The sequence below is a fragment of the Achromobacter sp. ACM05 genome, from assembly GCF_019218915.1.
Taxonomy (GTDB): domain Bacteria; phylum Pseudomonadota; class Gammaproteobacteria; order Burkholderiales; family Burkholderiaceae_B; genus Achromobacter; species Achromobacter animicus.
The window spans coordinates 848,864-868,781 of record NZ_JAHUWQ010000001.1; the positions used below are offsets into that span (position 1 = coordinate 848,864).

The 19,918-nt window shown below is 62.6% G+C and carries 25 protein-coding genes; 18 read left to right on the forward strand and 7 right to left on the reverse strand.

Translation table 11 applies throughout. From position 1 onward, the window contains the following. Positions 1-30: 30 nt before the first annotated feature. Positions 31-747: a response regulator transcription factor gene (locus KW836_RS03800; protein ID WP_175124793.1), complete on the reverse strand. Its 717-nt coding sequence runs from the start codon at positions 745-747 to the stop codon at positions 31-33. 258 nt (positions 748-1,005) lie between these two features. On the opposite strand from KW836_RS03800, the gene KW836_RS03805 reads away from it, so the two are divergent. From KW836_RS03805 to KW836_RS03885, 17 genes are all read left to right on the forward strand, one after another. Further along, positions 1,006-1,707: a response regulator transcription factor gene (locus KW836_RS03805; RefSeq protein ID WP_175124792.1), complete on the forward strand. Its 702-nt coding sequence runs from the start codon at positions 1,006-1,008 to the stop codon at positions 1,705-1,707. Between the two features lie 508 nt (positions 1,708-2,215). After that, the gene (gene rpsL / locus KW836_RS03810) at positions 2,216-2,593 is read left to right on the forward strand and encodes a 30S ribosomal protein S12 (RefSeq protein WP_005017264.1); all 378 of its coding nucleotides are present in this window, start codon (positions 2,216-2,218) and stop codon (positions 2,591-2,593) included. A gap of 166 nt (positions 2,594-2,759) precedes the next feature. After that, a complete protein-coding gene (gene rpsG / locus KW836_RS03815; RefSeq protein ID WP_006389600.1) occupies positions 2,760-3,230 on the forward strand; it encodes a 30S ribosomal protein S7 in 471 nt (156 codons plus the stop codon). A gap of 18 nt (positions 3,231-3,248) precedes the next feature. Further along, positions 3,249-5,351: an elongation factor G gene (fusA, locus tag KW836_RS03820; protein ID WP_175124791.1), complete on the forward strand. Its 2,103-nt coding sequence runs from the start codon at positions 3,249-3,251 to the stop codon at positions 5,349-5,351. Positions 5,352-5,428: 77 nt separating this feature from the next. Beyond that, positions 5,429-6,619 (forward strand): elongation factor Tu, encoded by a 1,191-nt coding sequence (gene tuf, locus KW836_RS03825; protein ID WP_063953628.1) that lies wholly within the window; start codon positions 5,429-5,431, stop codon positions 6,617-6,619. Positions 6,620-6,693: 74 nt separating this feature from the next. Continuing rightward, the gene (gene rpsJ, locus KW836_RS03830) at positions 6,694-7,005 is read left to right on the forward strand and encodes a 30S ribosomal protein S10 (protein WP_003806903.1); all 312 of its coding nucleotides are present in this window, start codon (positions 6,694-6,696) and stop codon (positions 7,003-7,005) included. 412 nt (positions 7,006-7,417) lie between these two features. Beyond that, positions 7,418-8,107: a 50S ribosomal protein L3 gene (gene rplC, locus KW836_RS03835; protein WP_008168945.1), complete on the forward strand. Its 690-nt coding sequence runs from the start codon at positions 7,418-7,420 to the stop codon at positions 8,105-8,107. Between the two features lie 4 nt (positions 8,108-8,111). Beyond that, positions 8,112-8,732, forward strand: coding sequence for a 50S ribosomal protein L4 (gene rplD, locus KW836_RS03840; protein WP_008168948.1), 621 nt, complete (start codon positions 8,112-8,114; stop codon positions 8,730-8,732). After that, positions 8,729-9,025, forward strand: a complete 297-nt coding sequence (gene rplW / locus KW836_RS03845; protein ID WP_006216557.1) for a 50S ribosomal protein L23 — start codon at positions 8,729-8,731, stop codon at positions 9,023-9,025. Before rplD ends, rplW begins: the two co-directional genes overlap by 4 nt. Next, complete coding sequence (gene rplB / locus KW836_RS03850; protein WP_056327037.1) at positions 9,026-9,853, forward strand: 50S ribosomal protein L2; 828 nt, start codon at positions 9,026-9,028, stop codon at positions 9,851-9,853. Between the two features lie 12 nt (positions 9,854-9,865). Further along, on the forward strand, positions 9,866-10,141 hold the full coding sequence (gene rpsS / locus KW836_RS03855) for a 30S ribosomal protein S19 (RefSeq protein WP_006216555.1): 276 nt from the start codon (positions 9,866-9,868) through the stop codon (positions 10,139-10,141). A gap of 3 nt (positions 10,142-10,144) precedes the next feature. Further along, a complete protein-coding gene (gene rplV / locus KW836_RS03860) occupies positions 10,145-10,474 on the forward strand; it encodes a 50S ribosomal protein L22 (protein ID WP_006227021.1) in 330 nt (109 codons plus the stop codon). 9 nt (positions 10,475-10,483) lie between these two features. Then, positions 10,484-11,275, forward strand: a complete 792-nt coding sequence (gene rpsC, locus KW836_RS03865) for a 30S ribosomal protein S3 (protein WP_008168950.1) — start codon at positions 10,484-10,486, stop codon at positions 11,273-11,275. Between the two features lie 2 nt (positions 11,276-11,277). Then, positions 11,278-11,694, forward strand: a complete 417-nt coding sequence (gene rplP, locus KW836_RS03870) for a 50S ribosomal protein L16 (RefSeq protein WP_006389610.1) — start codon at positions 11,278-11,280, stop codon at positions 11,692-11,694. 11 nt (positions 11,695-11,705) lie between these two features. Continuing rightward, a complete protein-coding gene (rpmC, locus tag KW836_RS03875; protein ID WP_003806912.1) occupies positions 11,706-11,897 on the forward strand; it encodes a 50S ribosomal protein L29 in 192 nt (63 codons plus the stop codon). 2 nt (positions 11,898-11,899) lie between these two features. Then, positions 11,900-12,181: a 30S ribosomal protein S17 gene (gene rpsQ, locus KW836_RS03880; RefSeq protein WP_006216549.1), complete on the forward strand. Its 282-nt coding sequence runs from the start codon at positions 11,900-11,902 to the stop codon at positions 12,179-12,181. Between the two features lie 106 nt (positions 12,182-12,287). Continuing rightward, positions 12,288-12,944 carry a hypothetical protein gene (locus KW836_RS03885; RefSeq protein WP_255595099.1) on the forward strand — a complete coding sequence of 219 codons (657 nt, stop codon included), beginning with the start codon at positions 12,288-12,290 and terminating at the stop codon, positions 12,942-12,944. 59 nt (positions 12,945-13,003) lie between these two features. On the opposite strand, the gene KW836_RS03890 is transcribed toward KW836_RS03885, so the two are convergent. From KW836_RS03890 to KW836_RS03915, 6 genes are read right to left on the reverse strand one after another with little or no spacing between them, the layout of a single operon-like run. Next, a complete protein-coding gene (locus KW836_RS03890) occupies positions 13,004-14,071 on the reverse strand; it encodes a branched-chain amino acid ABC transporter permease (RefSeq protein WP_218342499.1) in 1,068 nt (355 codons plus the stop codon). Positions 14,072-14,082: 11 nt separating this feature from the next. Continuing rightward, on the reverse strand, positions 14,083-15,093 hold the full coding sequence (locus tag KW836_RS03895; RefSeq protein WP_218342500.1) for a branched-chain amino acid ABC transporter permease: 1,011 nt from the start codon (positions 15,091-15,093) through the stop codon (positions 14,083-14,085). Then, entirely contained in the window at positions 15,090-15,842 is a 753-nt protein-coding gene (locus KW836_RS03900; RefSeq protein ID WP_218342501.1) for an ABC transporter ATP-binding protein, read from the reverse strand. Before KW836_RS03900 ends, KW836_RS03895 begins: the two co-directional genes overlap by 4 nt. Beyond that, positions 15,839-16,606 carry an ABC transporter ATP-binding protein gene (locus tag KW836_RS03905; RefSeq protein WP_218342502.1) on the reverse strand — a complete coding sequence of 256 codons (768 nt, stop codon included), beginning with the start codon at positions 16,604-16,606 and terminating at the stop codon, positions 15,839-15,841. The genes KW836_RS03900 and KW836_RS03905 overlap by 4 nt, the downstream gene beginning before the upstream one ends. A gap of 12 nt (positions 16,607-16,618) precedes the next feature. Continuing rightward, on the reverse strand, positions 16,619-17,791 hold the full coding sequence (locus KW836_RS03910; RefSeq protein ID WP_218342503.1) for a substrate-binding domain-containing protein: 1,173 nt from the start codon (positions 17,789-17,791) through the stop codon (positions 16,619-16,621). Positions 17,792-17,806: 15 nt separating this feature from the next. Next, positions 17,807-18,700 (reverse strand): alpha/beta fold hydrolase, encoded by an 894-nt coding sequence (locus tag KW836_RS03915; protein ID WP_175124785.1) that lies wholly within the window; start codon positions 18,698-18,700, stop codon positions 17,807-17,809. Between the two features lie 154 nt (positions 18,701-18,854). Between KW836_RS03915 and KW836_RS03920 the strand changes: the two genes are divergently transcribed. Next, the gene (locus KW836_RS03920) at positions 18,855-19,823 is read left to right on the forward strand and encodes a helix-turn-helix domain-containing protein (protein ID WP_175124784.1); all 969 of its coding nucleotides are present in this window, start codon (positions 18,855-18,857) and stop codon (positions 19,821-19,823) included. Positions 19,824-19,918: the final 95 nt, after the last annotated feature.

Consider the following 19,918-nt stretch of genomic DNA (forward strand, 5'->3'; position numbering starts at 1 on the left):
AACGATTCTCCAGGGATTCGGGCGACGCCGTTACGGCGAGAGGTTCTGGCCGTCGTCGGACGGGCTGACCAGTTCGAGCCGGTAGCCAAGCGCATAAGAGGAGGTCAGGCGCACGCCGTGCTGCGGACGGAGCTGCAGCTTCTGCCGGATGTTCGATAGGTGCGTATCCAACGTGCGCGAGGTGGCGGGGATTTCGCGGTTCCAGACGCACTCGGCGAGCACGTCGCGCGACATGAGCCGGCCGACATTGCGAAAGAACAGCAGCGCCAGCTCGAATTCCTTCGGGGCCAGCGAAATCGCGACGTCGTCCAGCGAAATGGCGCGCGCCGCGGGGTCGACCCGATACCGCGCGACTTCAATGGTCTGGTCGACGGGCTCGGCGATCTGGCTGCGGCGCAACAGCGCCGCGACCCGTGCCAGCAGCTCCAGCGGACGCATCGGCTTGACGATGTAGTCGTCCGCGCCTGCACGCAGGCCTTCGACCAGATCATCCTCGGCCGACCGGTTGGTCAGGAAAATCACGGGAATGCGCGCGCCGATGTGTGTGCGCAGCCAGCGGACGACGTCGTCGCCGTCGATGTCGGGCAGGTGCCAGTCCAGCAGCACCAGGTCATACGTTTCAGTGCGAAGGGCGGCGAGCAGATCCCGGCTCTGGTGATAGCTGGTGCAAGCATAGCCGGCGGCGGTCAGAACTTGCTGGATGCGCCGAGCCTGGTCCAGGTCGTCTTCCAGCGACGCGATTTTCATTAGACGAGTTCTCGCGAAAGTTGGCTGCGCAGGCGCGCGTGTGGCGACCTAGCAAAACGAAGGGGGGATTTATGTAAACGAATGATAACTCGGGAAAACCCTTCCGCGGCTACGTTATGGCAAGAACTGTCAAACATTGCAAAGTTGACGAATCTTGACTGGAGTTGTTGCATAGGGCGACGCCAAACTGTTCCAACGATGTCACCAGCCGCGACACAGCAGGCGGTGCAAGGGGAGGGAATGCAGACCGGAACAGATATGAATCAATTGCGCATACTTGTGATGTCACCGGACGAAACCGTGCGCGGTTCGTCCGTGTCCACGCTGTTGCAGGCCGGCATCTCGGCCCGCGGATGCTCGACCTCGTTGGAATTGTTCGGCCTGCTCAGCAGCGGCCACCACGACGCCGTGGTTCTGGACATCGGCGCGTCGGGCGAAATCGGTTACGCCCTCATTGCGCGGCTGCATGGCTCCGCACCGCTGGGCATCGTGGTTGTCGGCAAGGGCATGCCCGTGGACAGCCGCCTGCGCTGCCTGCAGAGCGGCGCCGATGCCTGCCTGCCCGATCCCCAGGATCCTCGTGAACTCGTCTGCATCTTGCTGGCGCTGGCGCGCCGCCTGCCGGCGGCCGCCGATCCCGCCGAGCCGCAGGACGCGGGCAACGGCCGCTGGGAGCTCCACGACCAGGGCTGGACGCTGGCCGCCCCGAATGGCGTCACGCTGTCGCTGTCCGCCAACGAGCGCCTCATCGTTCGCGCCCTGCTGAACGTGGCGGGAAAGGCGGTCGACCGCGAAGCCCTGGGGAACGAATTGCAGGTGGAAGGGGGCGCTGCACGAGCCAGCAGCGCGCGCAGCATCGACGTTATCGTCAGCCGGCTGCGGCGCAAGGCCGAACAGGCAGGCGTGGTGTTGCCGATCCGCACGGTATACGGCAGCGGCTATCTTTTTACAGACCGCTAAACGCGCACGCTGTACACTTCGCGGAGCCATGCCGGAGGGCAGGGATTGCCCGGATAGGGCGTCACGGCCGGCCGCACTTGCCGGTCCTCGATCTGCCCGCTACGTGGCCCCAATTTTCGCCAGCGGCGGTCAAATGCCCCGCTTTTCGCGCCAACTCGCCGCTGCGCGACACTTACAAAAAACTTTGACAGTAGCCCTTGATCTCAGTTATGCTAAAGGGCTTACTGCTTTATTTCGCGCGCAAAATCCGCACGCTCAGGCAGACAGTTCAGGATCAAGGCCCAAAGGCGCGTCACGAACCTTTGTCCTTGGCCCAGCTAGCACCAACTGTTTTTCTGGCTGCACCCGATTTTGTGCGTTTGTCATGGTTTGTTGGCAAGCCCGCTCTTTTACGTATTTGAACGTTTGAGGCGGTTTTGCGCGAACTGCCTTCTCCGAAAGCTCACCCGCTCCAGGAGACGAGTACGTAAGTACTTACCAGTGGTACGTAAAAGGGATTTCAAAGGTCATGCCTACCATTAGCCAACTCGTGCGCAAGCCGCGCGAAGTCAGCATCATCAAAAGCAAGAGCCCCGCGCTCGAAAACTGCCCGCAACGCCGCGGCGTGTGCACTCGCGTGTACACCACCACCCCCAAGAAGCCGAACTCCGCTCTGCGTAAGGTTGCCAAAGTGCGTCTGACCAACGGTTACGAAGTCATTTCGTACATCGGCGGTGAAGGCCACAACCTGCAAGAGCACTCGGTGGTTCTGGTGCGTGGCGGCCGTGTGAAGGACTTGCCCGGTGTGCGTTATCACATCGTGCGCGGTTCCCTTGACCTGCAAGGCGTCAAGGACCGTAAGCAAGCCCGCTCGAAGTACGGCGCCAAGCGCCCGAAGAAGGCTTAATAGCAAGTCGGCAGTACCCCCACGTGACGGAAGTCCGTCACCCGGGAAGTGCGACCGCGCCGTCCAGATGATGGGAAGGTGCGCGGCACGTAAGGGGTCGTCCCAATGGACGGCCATGGCCGTGTAATGAAACACGGTTCAACTGAACAGACACAAGGAAGCAACAATGCCCCGTCGTCGCGAAGTACCCAAGCGCGAGATTCTGCCCGATCCCAAGTTCGGCAGCGTCGAGCTCGCCAAGTTCATGAACGTCGTCATGCTGGACGGCAAGAAGGCCGTCGCCGAGCGCATCGTTTACGGCGCCCTCGAGCAAGTCGCCACCAAGACCGGCAAAGAGCCGATCGAGGTTTTCAGCCTGGCGATCAACAACATCAAGCCGATCGTCGAAGTCAAGAGCCGCCGCGTTGGCGGTGCCAACTACCAAGTGCCGGTTGAAGTGCGCCCCGTGCGCCGCCTGGCCCTGGCTATGCGTTGGCTCCGTGAAGCCGCCAAGAAGCGTGGCGAGAAGTCGATGGATCTGCGTCTTGCTGGCGAACTGATCGACGCCTCCGAAGGTCGTGGCGCCGCGATGAAGAAGCGCGAAGACACGCACAAGATGGCAGAGGCCAACAAGGCCTTCAGCCATTTCCGCTGGTAATTTAAGGACTAATCCACCATGGCCCGCAAAACCCCGATCGAGCGCTATCGCAACATTGGCATCTCTGCGCACATCGATGCAGGGAAGACCACCACGACCGAACGTATCCTGTTCTACACCGGCGTCAATCACAAGATTGGCGAAGTGCATGATGGCGCAGCCACCATGGACTGGATGGAGCAAGAGCAAGAGCGTGGCATCACCATTACGTCGGCTGCTACGACGGCGTTTTGGCGTGGCATGGCCGGCAACTACCCCGAGCACCGCATCAACATCATCGACACCCCGGGACACGTGGACTTCACCATCGAGGTGGAACGTTCCATGCGCGTCCTGGACGGTGCTTGCATGGTCTACTGCGCGGTGGGCGGTGTTCAGCCCCAGTCCGAAACCGTGTGGCGTCAAGCCAACAAGTACGGCGTGCCGCGTCTGGCCTTCGTCAACAAGATGGACCGCACCGGCGCCAACTTCTTCAAGGTCTATGACCAGCTGAAGAACCGCCTGCGCGCCAATCCCGTGCCGATCGTCATTCCCATCGGCGCCGAAGACACGTTCCAAGGCGTGGTCGACCTGGTCAAGATGAAGGCGATCATTTGGGACGAAGCCAGCCAAGGCACCAAGTTCGACTACAAGGACGTTCCGGCCGAGCTGGAAGGTCTGGCGAACGAATGGCGTGAAAAGCTGGTTGAAGCCGCCGCTGAGTCGTCGGAAGAGCTGATGAACAAGTACCTGGAAACGGGTTCCTTGGAAGAAGCCGAAATCAACCTGGCCATCCGTCAACGCACCATCGCTGGCGAAATCCAGCCGATGCTGTGCGGCACCGCTTTCAAGAACAAGGGCGTGCAGCGCATGCTGGACGCGGTCATCGACTACCTGCCTTCGCCCGTGGACATCCCCCCGGTCGACGGTCAGGACGACGACGGCAACGCGATCAAGCGCAATGCCGACGACACCGAGAAGTTCTCGGCCCTGGCATTCAAGCTGATGAGCGATCCGTTCGTGGGTCAATTGACCTTCGTGCGTGTGTACTCGGGCGTCCTGAAGTCGGGCGATACGGTCTACAACCCCATCAAGGGCAAGAAGGAACGTATCGGCCGCATTCTGCAGATGCACGCGAACAACCGCGAAGAAATCAAGGAAGTGTTGGCAGGCGACATCGCCGCCGTGGTCGGCCTGAAGGACGTGACCACCGGCGAAACGCTGTGCGACATCGACTCCCACATCCTGCTCGAACGCATGATTTTCCCGGAGCCCGTGATTTCGCAGGCCGTCGAACCCAAGTCGAAGGCTGACCAGGAAAAGATGGGTCTGGCGCTGTCGCGTCTGGCTCAGGAAGATCCGTCGTTCCGCGTGCGCAGCGACGAAGAATCCGGCCAAACCATCATTTCCGGCATGGGCGAGCTCCACCTGGAAATTCTGGTCGACCGCATGAAGCGCGAATTCGGCGTGGAAGCCAACGTCGGCAAGCCGCAAGTGGCTTACCGCGAAACCATCCGCAAGGTCTGCGAAGAAGTCGAAGGCAAGTTCGTCAAGCAGTCGGGCGGTCGTGGTCAGTACGGTCACGTTGTCCTGAAGGTCGAGCCCCTGGCTCCTGGCGGCGGCTACGAATTCGTGGACGCCATCAAGGGCGGTGTGGTTCCTCGCGAATACATCCCCGCGGTGGACAAGGGCATCCAGGAAACGCTGCCTTCGGGCATCCTGGCCGGCTACCCGGTCGTGGACGTCAAGGTCACGCTGTTCTTCGGTTCGTACCACGACGTCGACTCGAACGAAAACGCGTTCAAGATGGCCGGTTCGATGGCATTCAAGGAAGGCATGCGCAAGGCTAGCCCCGTGCTGCTGGAACCGATGATGGCCGTCGAAGTCGAAACGCCGGAAGACTACGCTGGCACCGTCATGGGCGATCTGTCCTCGCGTCGCGGCATGGTCCAAGGCATGGACGACATGGTTGGCGGTGGCAAGACCATCAAGGCTGAAGTGCCCCTGGCCGAGATGTTCGGTTACGCCACGAACCTGCGTTCGCTGACGCAAGGCCGTGCTACGTACACGATGGAATTCAAGCATTACTCCGAGGCTCCCAAGAACGTCGCTGACGAAGTCATCGCCGCTCGGGCCAAGTAAATAACCCTTGCCGGGTCCGTCCATCCGGACGGCCCCGGCAGAAATCAAGTTTCCTTGAAAGTCAAAGGATAGAGATCATGGCAAAAGGCAAGTTTGAACGTACCAAGCCGCACGTGAACGTGGGTACGATTGGTCACGTTGACCACGGCAAAACGACATTGACGGCGGCGATCACGACCGTTCTGTCGACCAAGTTCGGCGGCGAAGCCAAGGGCTACGACCAGATCGATGCAGCTCCTGAAGAAAAGGCCCGCGGCATCACGATCAACACGGCCCACGTCGAGTACGAAACGGAAACGCGTCACTACGCGCACGTTGACTGCCCGGGCCACGCTGACTACGTCAAGAACATGATCACGGGCGCTGCCCAGATGGACGGCGCGATCCTGGTCGTGTCGGCCGCTGACGGCCCCATGCCGCAAACGCGTGAGCACATCCTGCTGAGCCGCCAGGTTGGCGTGCCGTACATCATCGTCTTCCTGAACAAGGCTGACATGGTTGACGACGCCGAGCTGCTCGAGCTGGTGGAAATGGAAGTTCGCGAACTGCTGTCCAAGTACGACTTCCCGGGCGACGACACCCCGATCGTCAAGGGTTCGGCCAAGCTGGCGCTGGAAGGCGACAAGGGCGAACTGGGCGAACAGGCCATCCTGTCGCTGGCTGCTGCGCTGGATTCGTACATCCCGACGCCTGAGCGTGCCATCGACGGCGCGTTCCTGATGCCCGTTGAAGACGTGTTCTCGATCTCGGGTCGCGGCACCGTGGTGACCGGCCGTATCGAACGCGGCATCATCAAGGTCGGCGAAGAAATCGAAATCGTCGGTATCGTTCCGACGGTCAAGACGACCTGCACGGGCGTGGAAATGTTCCGCAAGCTGCTGGACCAAGGTCAAGCCGGCGACAACGTGGGCATCCTGCTGCGCGGCACCAAGCGTGAAGACGTCCAGCGCGGCCAAGTTCTGGCCAAGCCGGGCTCGATCACCCCGCACACGGACTTCACGTCCGAGGTGTACATCCTGTCCAAGGAAGAAGGCGGCCGCCACACCCCGTTCTTCAACGGCTATCGTCCCCAGTTCTACTTCCGCACGACGGACGTGACCGGCACGATCGACCTGCCGGCCGACAAGGAAATGGTTCTGCCGGGCGACAACGTGACGATGACCGTCAAGCTGCTGGCCCCGATCGCCATGGAAGAAGGTCTGCGTTTCGCCATCCGTGAAGGCGGTCGTACCGTCGGCGCCGGCGTCGTCGCCAAGATCCTGAAGTAATTCGGATCTGTTAAGCAGCACCCAACCAGCGAGGGCGTGATCCCGCCCTCGCGTCTCGTTCTTTAGGAAACGCCATGAAAAACCAAAAGATCCGCATCCGCTTGAAAGCCTTCGATTACAAGCTGATCGATCAATCGGCCGCCGAAATCGTCGACACCGCCAAGCGCACGGGCGCTGTCGTCCGCGGTCCGGTGCCGCTGCCCACGCGTATCCGTCGCTACGACGTTCTGCGTTCGCCGCACGTCAACAAGACGTCGCGTGACCAGTTCGAAATCCGTACCCATCAGCGCCTGATGGACATCGTTGATCCCACCGACAAGACCGTTGACGCCCTGATGCGTCTGGACCTGCCGGCCGGCGTCGACGTCGAAATCGCGCTGCAGTAAGACGCTCCGGGCCTGCTACCTTCGCCGGCAGGTTCGTAAAAAAATGGCCGCACTCCCTCGGGATTGCGGCCATTTTGTTTTGGCGTCCCAGCCCGAACGAGCATGTAAGCATGTGCTCACTACCTGCTCAAACGACGCTGGAAGGCAGCATGCCCGCCAAGCCGCGCAAACCGTGGCAAAAATGCCCACCGACGCATGGCCTGAATCCGCTAAGTGCTTGTGCCGCTTAGAAAAAACATGCTAATATGCGAAGCTTGCCATTTTGTGGCAAGTCTAACTATGGACAAAGCCCAAGCCACCTTGCTGTTTGAGGGCGCTGCGCCTAGTCCAGGTTGAACATAGTCGTAGGGCAAAGGCCGTTACCTTTTGCCTGATTAGCCCCGACCAATCGCAGTCGGGAATGGAGAAAACGATGTCGAATTCGACACCCACGCCCGCCGCTCACCGGCTGGGGCTGGTGGGTCGCAAGGTCGGCATGACCCGCATTTTTACCGAGGAAGGTGAATCCATCCCGGTGACCGTGCTGGACGTGTCCAACAACCGCGTGACCCAAGTTAAGTCCCTGGAAACCGACGGCTACGCCGCCATCCAGGTGGCTTATGGCACTCGTCGTGCCTCGCGTGTGGCTCAGCCGCAAACGGGCCACTACGCCAAGGCCGGCGCCGAAGCCGGTAGCATCCTCAAAGAATTCCGCCTTGATCCCGCTCGCGCCGCTGAATTTGCGGCCGGTTCCGTGATCGCCGTGGAATCCGTGTTCGAAGCCGGCCAACAGGTCGACGTCACGGGCACGACCATTGGTAAAGGCTTCGCCGGTACCATCAAGCGTCACAACTTCGGTTCGCAGCGCGCGTCGCACGGTAACTCCCGTTCGCACCGCGTTCCGGGCTCGATTGGTCAAGCACAAGATCCGGGCCGCATTTTCCCGGGTAAGCGCATGGCCGGTCACCTGGGTGACGTCACCCGCACCGTTCAAAACCTCGACGTCGTTCGCGTTGACGTTGAGCGCGGCCTGCTGCTGGTCAAGGGCGCTGTCCCCGGCCACGCTGGCGCCGACATCGTTGTGCGCCCGGCCATCAAGGCCCCGGCCAAGAAGGGAGCGTAAGTAAATGGATCTCAAGCTCCTGAACGACCAAGGTCAGGCCGCTGCTACGTTCAGCGCGCCGGACACGATCTTCGGCCGTGACTTCAACGAAGCGCTGATTCACCAGATCGTCGTGGCTTTCCAAGCCAACGCGCGTTCCGGCAATCGTGCTCAGAAGGACCGTACGGAAGTCAAGCACTCCACCAAGAAGCCCTGGCGTCAAAAGGGTACCGGCCGCGCTCGCGCTGGTATGACTTCGTCGCCGCTGTGGCGTGGTGGTGGTCGGACTTTCCCGAACTCGCCCGAAGAGAACTTCAGCCAGAAGGTCAACAAGAAGATGTACCGCGCCGGGATCCGTTCGATCCTGTCGCAGCTCGCTCGCGAAGACCGCATCGCCGTCGTTGAATCGTTTGATCTGGAATCGCCCAAGACCAAGGCTGCCGCTGCAAAGCTGAAGAGCCTGGGCCTGGACTCGGTCCTGATCATCACCGACAGCGTCGATGAAAATGTTTACCTCGCCACCCGCAACCTGCCGCACGTTGCCGTTGTCGAGCCCCGTTATGCCGATCCGTTGTCGCTGGTCCACTACAAGAAAGTGCTGATCACCAAGCCGGCCATCGCTCAACTCGAGGAGATGCTGGGATGAACGCTGAACGCTTGATGCAAGTCATTCTGGCTCCGATCGTGACCGAAAAGGCCACGTTCGTCGCTGAGAAGAATCAGCAAGTCGCTTTCCGTGTCGTGGCTGACGCTACCAAGCCGGAAATCAAGGCTGCCGTCGAACTGCTCTTCAAGGTGCAGGTCGAGTCCGTGCAGGTCCTCAACCGTAAGGGCAAAGTCAAGCGCTTTGGCCGATTCGTTGGCCGTCGCCGTAATGAGCGCAAGGCTTACGTCTCGCTCAAGGACGGCCAGGAAATCGACTTTGCGGAGGTGAAGTAAATGGCCCTCGTAAAAGTTAAGCCGACTTCGGCTGGCCGCCGTGGCATGGTGAAGGTTGTCAGCCCGAACCTGCACAAGGGTGAGCCCTACGCGCCGCTGCTCGAAAAGAAGACCCGTGGTTCTGGCCGTAACAACAACGGTCACATCACGATCCGTCATCGTGGCGGTGGTCACAAGCAGCACTACCGTATCGTCGACTTCCGTCGCGATAAGGACGGCATCCCGGCAAAGGTCGAGCGTCTGGAATATGACCCCAACCGTACGGCGCACATCGCTCTGCTGTGCTACGCCGACGGCGAACGTCGTTACATCATCGCTCCCCGTGGCCTGGAAGTCGGTGCGACCGTGCTGTCGGGCACCGATGCTCCGATCCGCGCTGGCAACACGCTGCCGATCCGCAACATCCCGGTCGGTACGACGATCCACTGCGTCGAAATGCTCCCCGGCAAGGGTGCCCAGATGGTCCGCTCGGCTGGCGCTTCCGCCGTCCTGCTGGCTCGCGAAGGCATCTACGCTCAGGTGCGTCTGCGCTCGGGTGAAGTCCGCCGTGTGCACATCGAATGCCGCGCCACCATCGGTGAAGTCGGTAACGAAGAACACAGCCTGCGCCAAATCGGCAAGGCCGGTGCAATGCGTTGGCGCGGTGTCCGCCCGACCGTTCGTGGCGTTGCCATGAACCCGGTGGATCACCCGCACGGTGGCGGCGAAGGCCGTACCGGTGAAGCACGCGAGCCGGTCAGCCCGTGGGGCACTCCGTCGAAGGGTTACAAGACCCGTCGCAACAAGCGGACGAACAATATGATCGTCCAACGGCGCAAGCGCAAGTAAGAGGCGAACACTATGTCACGTTCGATCAAGAAAGGCCCGTTTGTCGATGCTCACCTGATCAAAAAGGTGGACACGGCCGTCGCGGGCAAAGACAAGAAGCCGATCAAGACCTGGTCGCGTCGTTCCACGATCCTGCCCGAGTTCATCGGTCTGACGATCGCTGTGCACAACGGCAAGCAGCATGTTCCCGTTTATATCAACGAGAACATGGTCGGTCACAAGCTGGGCGAGTTCGCGCTGACCCGTACGTTCAAGGGTCACGCCGCGGACAAGAAGGCGAAGAGGTAAGCGATGGAAACTACTGCCATTATCCGTGGGGTTCACATCTCCGCTCAGAAGACCCGTTTGGTTGCGGACCTGATCCGTGGCCAGAAGGTCGGCCGTGCGCTGGAAATCCTCACCTTCTCGCCGAAGAAGGCTGCCGTCATCCTGAAGAAGGCTGTCGAGTCCGCCATCGCCAACGCCGAGCACAACGACGGCGCCGACATCGACGAACTGAAAGTCACCACGATCTTCGTGGACAAGGCTCAGTCGATGAAGCGCTTCTCCGCTCGCGCCAAGGGCCGCGGCAACCGTATCGAGAAGCAGACCTGCCACATCACGGTCAAGGTCGGAGCTTAAGGAGTCACGATGGGTCAGAAAATTCACCCCACTGGGTTCCGTCTCGCGGTCACCCGTAATTGGTCCTCGCGTTGGTTCGCCGACGACAAGGCCTTCGGCTCGATGCTGGCCGAAGACATTCGCGTTCGCGAGTACCTGAAGAAGAAGCTCAAGAGCGCCTCCGTTGGTCGCGTGATCATCGAGCGTCCCGCCAAGAATGCCCGCATCACCGTCTACTCGGCTCGTCCGGGCGTGGTGATCGGCAAGCGCGGCGAAGACATCGAAAGCCTGAAGGCTGATCTGCAGCGTCTGATGGGCGTGCCCGTGCACGTCAACATCGAAGAAATCCGCAAGCCGGAAACCGATGCTCAACTGATCGCCGACTCGATCTCGCAACAGCTCGAGAAGCGCATCATGTTCCGCCGCGCCATGAAGCGCGCGATGCAGAACGCCATGCGTCTGGGTGCCCAAGGCATCAAGATCATGAGCTCGGGCCGTCTGAACGGTATCGAAATTGCTCGCACCGAGTGGTATCGCGAAGGCCGTGTGCCGCTGCACACCCTCAAGGCCAACATCGACTACGGCACCTCCGAAGCCCACACCACGTACGGCGTGATCGGCATCAAGGTCTGGGTCTACAAGGGCGACATGCTGGCCAACGGCGAATTGCCGCCGGAAACCGCAGCCCCGCGTGAAGAAGAACGTCGTCCGCGCCGCGCTCCGCGTGGTGATCGTCCGGACGGTGCTCGCACCGGTCGTCCGGGTGGTCGTGGCCGCGCTCCCCGCAAGGCGGACGCTGCTCCGGCGCCTGAAGGAGAATAACCATGCTGCAACCCTCCCGCAGAAAGTATCGCAAAGAGCAGAAGGGCCGCAACACCGGTCTGGCGACTCGTGGCACCCACGTGTCGTTCGGCGAGTTCGGCCTGAAGGCTACCGGCCGTGGCCGTCTGACCGCCCGTCAGATCGAAGCTGCTCGTCGCGCCATCAATCGTCACATCAAGCGTGGCGGCCGTATCTGGATTCGCATTTTCCCGGATAAGCCCATCTCGCAGAAGCCTGCCGAAGTCCGTATGGGTAACGGTAAGGGCAACCCGGAGTACTGGGTTGCTGAAATCCAGCCCGGCAAGGTGCTCTACGAAATGGAAGGGGTTAGCGAAGAGCTCGCGCGTGAAGCTTTCCGCCTGGCCGCTGCCAAGCTGCCGATTTCGACCACGTTCGTCGCGCGTCATATCGGTGCTTAAGGAGTACTAACATGAAAGCTAGCGAACTCCGTTCGAAAGACGCCGCCGAGCTCGGCAAAGAGCTCGAAAGCCTGCTGAAGGCCCAATTCGGTCTGCGCATGCAGAAAGCCACGCAGCAACTGGCCAACACCAGCCAGCTGCGCAACGTGCGCCGCGACATCGCTCGCGTCCGCACCTTGCTGACCGAGAAGGCAGGGAAATAAAGATGAGCGAAACTCAAAACACCCAAGTGGCCAAGCGCCAGCGCACGCTGGTTGGCAAGGTCGTCAGCAACAAGATGGACAAGACTGTCGTCGTTCTGGTTGAGCGCCGCGTCAAGCACCCCATCTTTGGCAAGATCATCATGCGTTCCGCGAAGTACAAGGCGCACGATGAATCGAACCAGTACAACGAAGGCGATACGGTTGAAATCGCTGAAGGCCGTCCCATCTCGCGCTCGAAGTCGTGGCGTGTGGTGCGTCTGGTTGAAGCCGCACGTATCATCTAAGTGAAAGCTGCACCTCGGAACGGTTCGCCGTTCTGATATAAAACGGCAAGGGCCAAAACCCTTGCCGTTTTTTTATGTCTCGCATTTGGGAATTTTGTAGGGAAGCATGGTCATCGTCCGCAAATCAGCCGGGCTTGCCGTCGCCATCGCGTGCTTGATGGCAATGGCCGCCGGCGCCGCGTTCGCGCAGGAGCGAGGCGCGCCCATGCCGTCCGCCGCCAGCGCCGCGCCTGGTGCGGGCGAGGCTGCCATTGCCGGCACGTTTCCCGCTCCGATGTTGCCAAGCTCCGCTGCCGGCGTACGTGGCGCGAGCGCAACCGAGGGTGCACCGCCTGCGGCGCGCGGTTCCACGCCACCGCCGACGGATGCGACGACGCTCGGCAAGCAACTGCTCAATGCCGGGCCGGATCCGCGGGTTCAATTGGATGGAAGATCCAAAGATCATGCCGCCATCTTCGGTACCGAAGACGAAGACGAGCAGGGCTTGCTGGACCAGGAACGCGCACTGCAGGCGCAGCGAGACCAGCTGAAGGTATTGGAGCGCGTACTGAACGCGCCGCCGCCAAATGCGGATCCGCACCCACCGGCCATGATTCCGCTGACCCCAGGCGGTCAGATGACCATGCCGCCCTTGATGCCCACGCCGTCGGGTTCTCAACTGAATCGCACCAGCAGTCAGACGCAGCGCAGCGTGGACGACATGCAGCGGCGCGTCGATGAGTTGAGGCGTGGTGCCGATACGCTCAGGCAGGGCGGACGCTAGCCCAGGGCCTGAGGCCGGATGGCAGACGCGCGGAACGCGATGTTGTTCCGCGGCACTGCCTATAGGCGCCGAGCAAACTCCCGCAGCCGTCCGGCGACGCCGGTCGGAAAGTAATACACCGACAGCACGAACAGAATTCCGAGCCAGAGCAGCCAGCGGTCCGGCTCGAACAGCAAGGCCAGCGGGGGGATGCCCGCCACGACCTCATGCACGGCATGCAAGCCGTCCTGCAGATAGCTCTGCGCGAACACGAACAGGCTCGCACCGACCACTGCGCCGTACATGGTGCCCATCCCGCCGATCACGACCATCAGCAAGATGTTGAGCATGATCTCGAACGACAACGTCGTGTCCGGGCCGTTGTAGCGCAGCCAAAGCGCATACAGCGCGCCCGCCAGGGTCGCGAACGCCGCCGCAAGCAGGTTCGACAGGCTGCGGTAAAGCACCGTGCGGTAGCCGATCGCTTCGGCGCGGAAAGGATTCTCGCGAATCGCCTGCAGCACGCGGCCGAACGGCGAATTCACGATGCGCAGCAACATCAGGAAGAGCACCACGCAGACCGCCGCAATCAGGTAGTAGGTGATGATCCGCCCGTCCACGGTGACGCCAAACAGGGGTTCGGAAAGCGGACGGAACGCCGGTCGCAACATCTGCGGAACCTTGAAGTTCAGGCCATCCTCGCCACCGGTCAATTCCGACAACTGCGACACCAGCGTCTGAAACGCCGCAGCGACGGCCAAGGTGATCATCGCGTAGAAGATGGCGCGCACGCGCAGACTGGCCAGGCCGATCAGCAAGGCGAAGGCGAGCGACACGGCCAGTCCGGCCGCGGTCCCGGCAAACACCGCCGTCCAGCCGGGTTCCATGCGTATGCTGGCGATCGCCACGCCGTACGCGCCGATGCCAAAGAACATGGTGTGGGCGAAGCTGACGATGCCCGTGTATCCCAGCAGCAGGTCGTAGCTGGCAACCAGGACGATGAAGACGAGGATCTTCGCCGCGACGGCCAATGCCTTGGGGCCGGGAAACAGGAAGGGCGCCGCGGCCAACGCGGCCACGATTGCCATGAGCAGCAGCGCCAGGATCGCGCTGCGCGGAGGATCGCCGGAAAGCAGGCGAAACGACATGTCGGCGGCTCCTAGCGGTTCGTGACGGGGTACACGCCTTGCGGGCGCCACAGCAAAATGGCGACCATCAGCGCGATGTTCGAGAAGAGGGCGGCCTTCGGCATCAGAAAGCCGGTGTAGTTGGCCATCAGCCCGACCAGCAGCGCGCCGATCAGGCAGCCCACCGTGGAGCCCAGGCCGCCGATCATGATGACGATGAAGATCAGCACGTTCACCTGCGCGCCCAACTGCGGCACGATCGATTGCTGGTACATCCCCCACAACACGCCGCCCAATCCGGCCAGCATCGACCCGGCAACGAACACCCCGACAAACAGATGCCGGATTCGGTAGCCCAGGCTTTCGACCATTTCACGGTCTTCGACGCCGGCGCGGATCAGCAGGCCAAGCTTGGTGCGGTTCAACACCCACAGCATGCCGCCAAGCACGATCATGCCGACCACCAGCGCCACCACGCGATACTTCTCGATGGCGGCGTCGCCCAGCAGGAACGCGCCGCGCAGGGATTCGGGCAACGGCAACGTGATCGTTTGCGGTCCCCACATCATCTTGATGATTTCTTCGCCGATGATCATGCCGCCCATCGTGATGAGGATCTGCTTCAGATGCTGGCCGTAGACCGGCCGCACGATCACGCGCTCAAATGCCAGGCCCACGGCGCCCGCCACCAGCATGCCCACGATCATGGCTGGCAGCACGGCGACCAGATTGGTCCACAGGCTGCCGGACTGCGTCCAGTCAGCCATCGAACCGAGCACGGTGGCCGCCATGTAGGCGCCGATGGCAATGAACAGGCCGTGGCCGAAATTGAGCACGTCCATCAGGCCGAAGACGAGCGTCATGCCCGACGCCACGATGAAGATGATCATGCCCATCGCCAGCCCGGCGAAGGTCAGCGTGACCCAGGTGGAAAACGACCCGACCAGGGGCAATGCGAGGACCGCCAGCGCCAGCACCAGCAGCACAGGCATGAGGTCGGCGCGTGCGCGCGGCAGCGGCGCTTCGATGTCCAGCGTGCTCATTGGTGGCTTCCCAGTGACAGGCCCAAAAGGCGTGTCTGCAGCGCCTCGTCCGCGGCCAGGTCGGCCATGGCGCCTGCGTGCACGACCCGGCCGTTGTCCATGATCGCCGCGTAGTCGCCAACGCGGCGGGCAAAGTTGAAGTTTTGCTCGACCAGCAGGATGGTGGTGCTGGACTGCTTGAGTTCGATGAACGCGTCGATCATGTTCTGGATGATGGCCGGCGCCAGACCCTTGCTGGGTTCGTCGACCAGCAGCAGGCGCCGCGGCTCGATGATCGCGCGCGCCATCGCTAGCATCTGCTTCTGCCCGCCCGATAGTTTGCCGGCGGGGTGCAGCCAGAACTTCTTGAGCGCGGGAAAGAACCCGAAGATCCATTCCAGCCGTGCGGTGTCCAGTTGCGCGGCATTTCTGGCAAGGCGTGCCGCGAGCAGGATGTTCTCCTTGACGGACAGGTCGCCGAAGATGCCCATGTTCTCGGGCGCATAAGCCATGCCCATGCGCGCCATGTCGGGTGGCGACGTGCGCGTGCCGGGTCCGCCGATCGGCTTGGCGTCCAGGCAGATCTGGCCCTGCGATGCGCGCCACAATCCCATGATGGTGCGCAGCGTCGTCGTCTTGCCCGCGCCATTGCGCCCGAGCAGCATGGTGACCGCCGATGCCGGCACCGACAGGTTCACGCCGTGCAGGATGTGATACGCACCGATGTGCGTGTGCACGTCCTTCAATTCCAGAAGCGGTTGCGCCGTCATGCCGCCTCCTGCGCGCTGATGCCCAGGTAGGCCCGCTGCACGATGGGCGAGGCAATTACGGTGGCCGGATCGCCGTCGGCCATCAGCCGCCCGTTGTGCAGCACGACGATGCGGTCCGCCAGCTCGCGCACGACATCCATCTTGTGCTCGACGAGCAGAATGGTCTTGGACGCGTCGGCCTTCAGCTCGCGGATGAGGTCCAGCACGACAGGCACGTCGTCCACACTCATGCCGGCGGTAGGTTCGTCGAACATGAACACCGAAGGCTCCAGCGCGATGAGCATCGCGATCTCCAGTTTGCGCTGGTCGCCATGGGGCAGGTCGGCGGCCGGTTGGTCTCGTCGGGCGGTCAGCCGTGTGCGTGCGAGCAGGGCATCGGCACGCTCCATGAGACCGCGATCGTCGCGCCACGTGCGCCAGAATCGGATGTGGCGCCAACCCATGCCCTGTTGCCGCGACTGCAGGGCAAGCCGCACGTTTTCGTGAACGCTCAGCCGGGGGAACAGCTGCGTCAGCTGGAATGCGCGCCCGAGCCCCGCGTGCATGCGGGCCGGCGCGGACAACGTGGTCAGATCGCGTCCGTTCAATGTCACGGTGCCGGCACTGGCGCGCAACTGCCCCGAAATCAGATTGAAGTACGTCGTCTTGCCGGCGCCGTTCGGGCCGACGATGGCGGTCAAGGTGCCGGGCGCGTAGGCGCAACTGACATCATTGACCGCCACATGACCGCCGAAGCGAACGGTGAGCGAATGGGTCTCAAGCATGAGCGGCGGGAATCAGCGCTTGTTCTGGATAGGCACGGCCATCTGGTCCGGCGTGATTTCCTTGACCAGGTCCTGGACTGCCCATGGCACCGAGGGATCGTTCTTGATCCGGAAGTGGTACATCGACTGCATAGCCTGGTGATCCTCGGGCCGGAAGGTCATCTTGCCTTTGGGCGTATCGAAGCTCATGCCTTCCATCGCCTTGATGAGCTTGTCGGTATCTGAATCGCCGCCGGTATTGTTCAACGCGGCAACGATCGCAATGCCCGACGCCATGCCGCCCGCGGTGAAGAAATCAGGCGGTTGGCCGAAACGCTTCTGATGCTCGGCCACGAGCCAATCATTGACCGGGTTCTTGGGGATGCCGTAGTAGTAATACGTGGCGCCTTCCATGCCCGCCAAGGACTTGAGCGGCGTCATGGCGGTCAGCGTGTTGCCGCCCGTGGCGATCTCGATGCCGTAGCGCTTGGGATCCAGATCGGCGATCTTGAACGGATTGCCGGCGCCGGCCCACAGGATGAAGATGATCTTGCGGCCGGGCTTGTCCTTCAGTGCATCGAAGAGCCGCTGCGCGCCGGCCGTGAAGTCGGACGCGTTGGCCGGCAGGTATTCCTCGTGCACGATCTTGGCGTTCTTGAGCGCGCCCTTGAAGGCTTTGACGCCGTCGCGGCCAAACGCATAGTCCTGCGCCAGCATGGCGATCGACGTGCCGTCCTGGTCGAACGCCACGGCGTTGGCGATGGCGTCCTGCGAGGAATTGCGGCCGGTGCGGAAGATGTACTTGTTCCACTTCTCGCCGGTAATGGAATCGGCCACCGCCGGCTCCACCAGCAGGATCTTTTCGTATTCCTCCGCGATCGGCAGCATGGCCAGCGCCACGCCCGACGACGTCGGACCGACGGCGATGTCGGCGTTGTCGTCGGCATAGGCGGACGCGAGCTGCGCGCGGGCCACGTCGGGCTTGCCCTGGTTGTCTTTCTCGATGACGCGGATCTTGCGCCCGGCCACCGTCATGGTGCCCTGCGTGGCGTATTCCAGCCCCAGCATCAGTCCGTTCTGGGTCTGCTTGGCGTAAGCCTCAAGCGGGCCGGTCTTGTCATAGACATGGGCGACAACGAAGTCCTTTGCCGCCAGCGCGGAACTCATGCACAGGCTGGCCATGGCGGCGAGCAGAATGCGTTTCATGGAAGTCTCCTGGTGTCATTGGGCGCGCGCGGCCGTGTCGTCCGGCCTGGCGAGAAATTGACGGATGGGTTCGATCTGGGCGGGCACGTTCAGCGCGGGGGCGTGCCCGCAATCGGGAAAGTCGATGCGCTGTGCGCGGGGGCCGCGCTGCGTCATGGCGTGCGCAACGTCGGGCAGCAGCAGGTCCGAATCGGCGCCGCGCAAAAGCAACGTCGGCATGCGCAGCGTGTCGTAGCCGGCCCACCGGTCATAGTCGTTCGGGTGATGGCTGAACTGCCCGACGATGGCCGGATCGTAATGGGCGGTGACGCGGCCGTCGGGCAGCCGGCGCACCGACGTTTCCGCCATCCGGCGCCACTGATCGTCGCTCTGCCAGCCATAGGGTTTGTAGGCGGCGCGCAGCCAGGCTTCGAGTTCCGTCACCGTGTCGAAGGCCGGCGGGTTGCCGGCATAGGCCAGGATGCGCTCGATGGCAGGCTGCGGCAGTTCCGGTCCGATGTCGTTGACGACCAGGTGCGAAATGCGATCGCGCAACGTGGTCGCGGCCGCATGCATGCCGGTCGCGCCGCCCATGGACGTTCCCACCCAGCGCACGCGCGCCAGCGACAGGCCGTCCAGCAGGGCGCGCGCCAACGTGGCGTAGAAGTCGAGCCGGTACTCGGCGACCGGATCGGGGCTCCATTGCGACAGGCCGCGCCCGATCGCGTCGGGACAGATCACGCGGTAGTCGCCGGCCAGTGCCTGCGCCAGCTCGTCAAAGTCTCGGCCGGTGCGAGCCAGGCCATGCCACATGATGATGGGCGGCGCGTCAGAAGCGCCCCAGTCCGTGTAGTGCAACTCGCGTCCCGCGCAGCGCAGATAGCGCGACGCCGGCGTATGGCGCGCGGTTGCCGACCCTGCCTCGTCCATGCGTCTCCTCCCGGTTTGTCCAGGTTGTGTGCTTGTCGGGCTGAATATAGACTTGCGGCAAGCGCGCCCACAATGCGCCGGCCACCCCACAGCAGGGTGAGTCAACAATATGTAGACGCAAGATCAATTTGCGCAGCCCCCAGGAGACCGTGCCATGCCAGATACGGAATTCGCCATTTCGGCCAGCGCCGGCGCTGACCGGCGCGATGCGTGGCGCGCCGCGCTGGCCGATGCTTTCGGGCCGTTCGAGGTGCATGGCGGCAAACCCGGTCATTTCGCGGGCCATGTCCGCTATGCGCGACGCGCCAGCCTTCAATTCAACGATCTGCATTACCAGGGCCAGCGGCTGGAACGCACGCCGGGCAACGTGTCGCGGCTGGATCAGGAGTTCTACACCTTTGGCCTGCCGCTGGCCGGTCCGCTGGCAGTGCGACAAGCGGGCCGCGAATTCCAGGTGGAACCGGGTTGCGTGTATCTGATGAACCAGAGCCTGCCGTATCAGGCAACCGCGAACGGCGCGGCGGGCTACCGCAGCCTGAGCGTCTCGTTCCCGCGCAGCGCACTGTCGCAGCGGGACTCACGCATCGGCGCCTTCTACAAGCTGCGCACCGACGACGGGTCGCCCCGCGGCGCGCTGCTGGCCGGCTACATGGATCACCTGTTCAAAGGCATGGACGGCTGGTCCGAGACCGAGGCCGCCGAGCTGGGCGAGCGTCTGATCGACCTCATCGTGCTCTTCCTGGTGCAGCCGGGACAGGGACAGGTCTCGGAGGCGGACAGCAGCGTCACGGTGGCGCACAGAGCGCGTGTGCTGGCCTATATCCGCCAGCATCTCGCCGATCCGGATCTGTCGCCCGCGCGGGTAGCGCAGGGCTGTGGGGTCTCGGTCGCCTATCTGCACCGCATCCTGCGCGCGGGCGGGTTGTCGGTGGAGTCGTTCATTTTTGAGCAGCGGCTGGACCGGTGCCGCGAACTGCTGCTGGACGCGCGGCACCGCCATCGCGGCATCGCCGAGCTGGCGTATCAGGTGGGTTTCTCTCATCCTTCGCATTTCAGCCGGCTGTTCAAGCAGCGCTTCGGCATGACGCCGCGGGACCTGCGCGCGGGCGGGCGCGCCTTGTAGGCGTGAACGCGGACCGTTGCGCGCCAGGCAATGCCGCCAAACAAAAACGGCCCGCTTGATCAGCGGGCCGTCGGCCTTTCGGAACCTTCGAATCA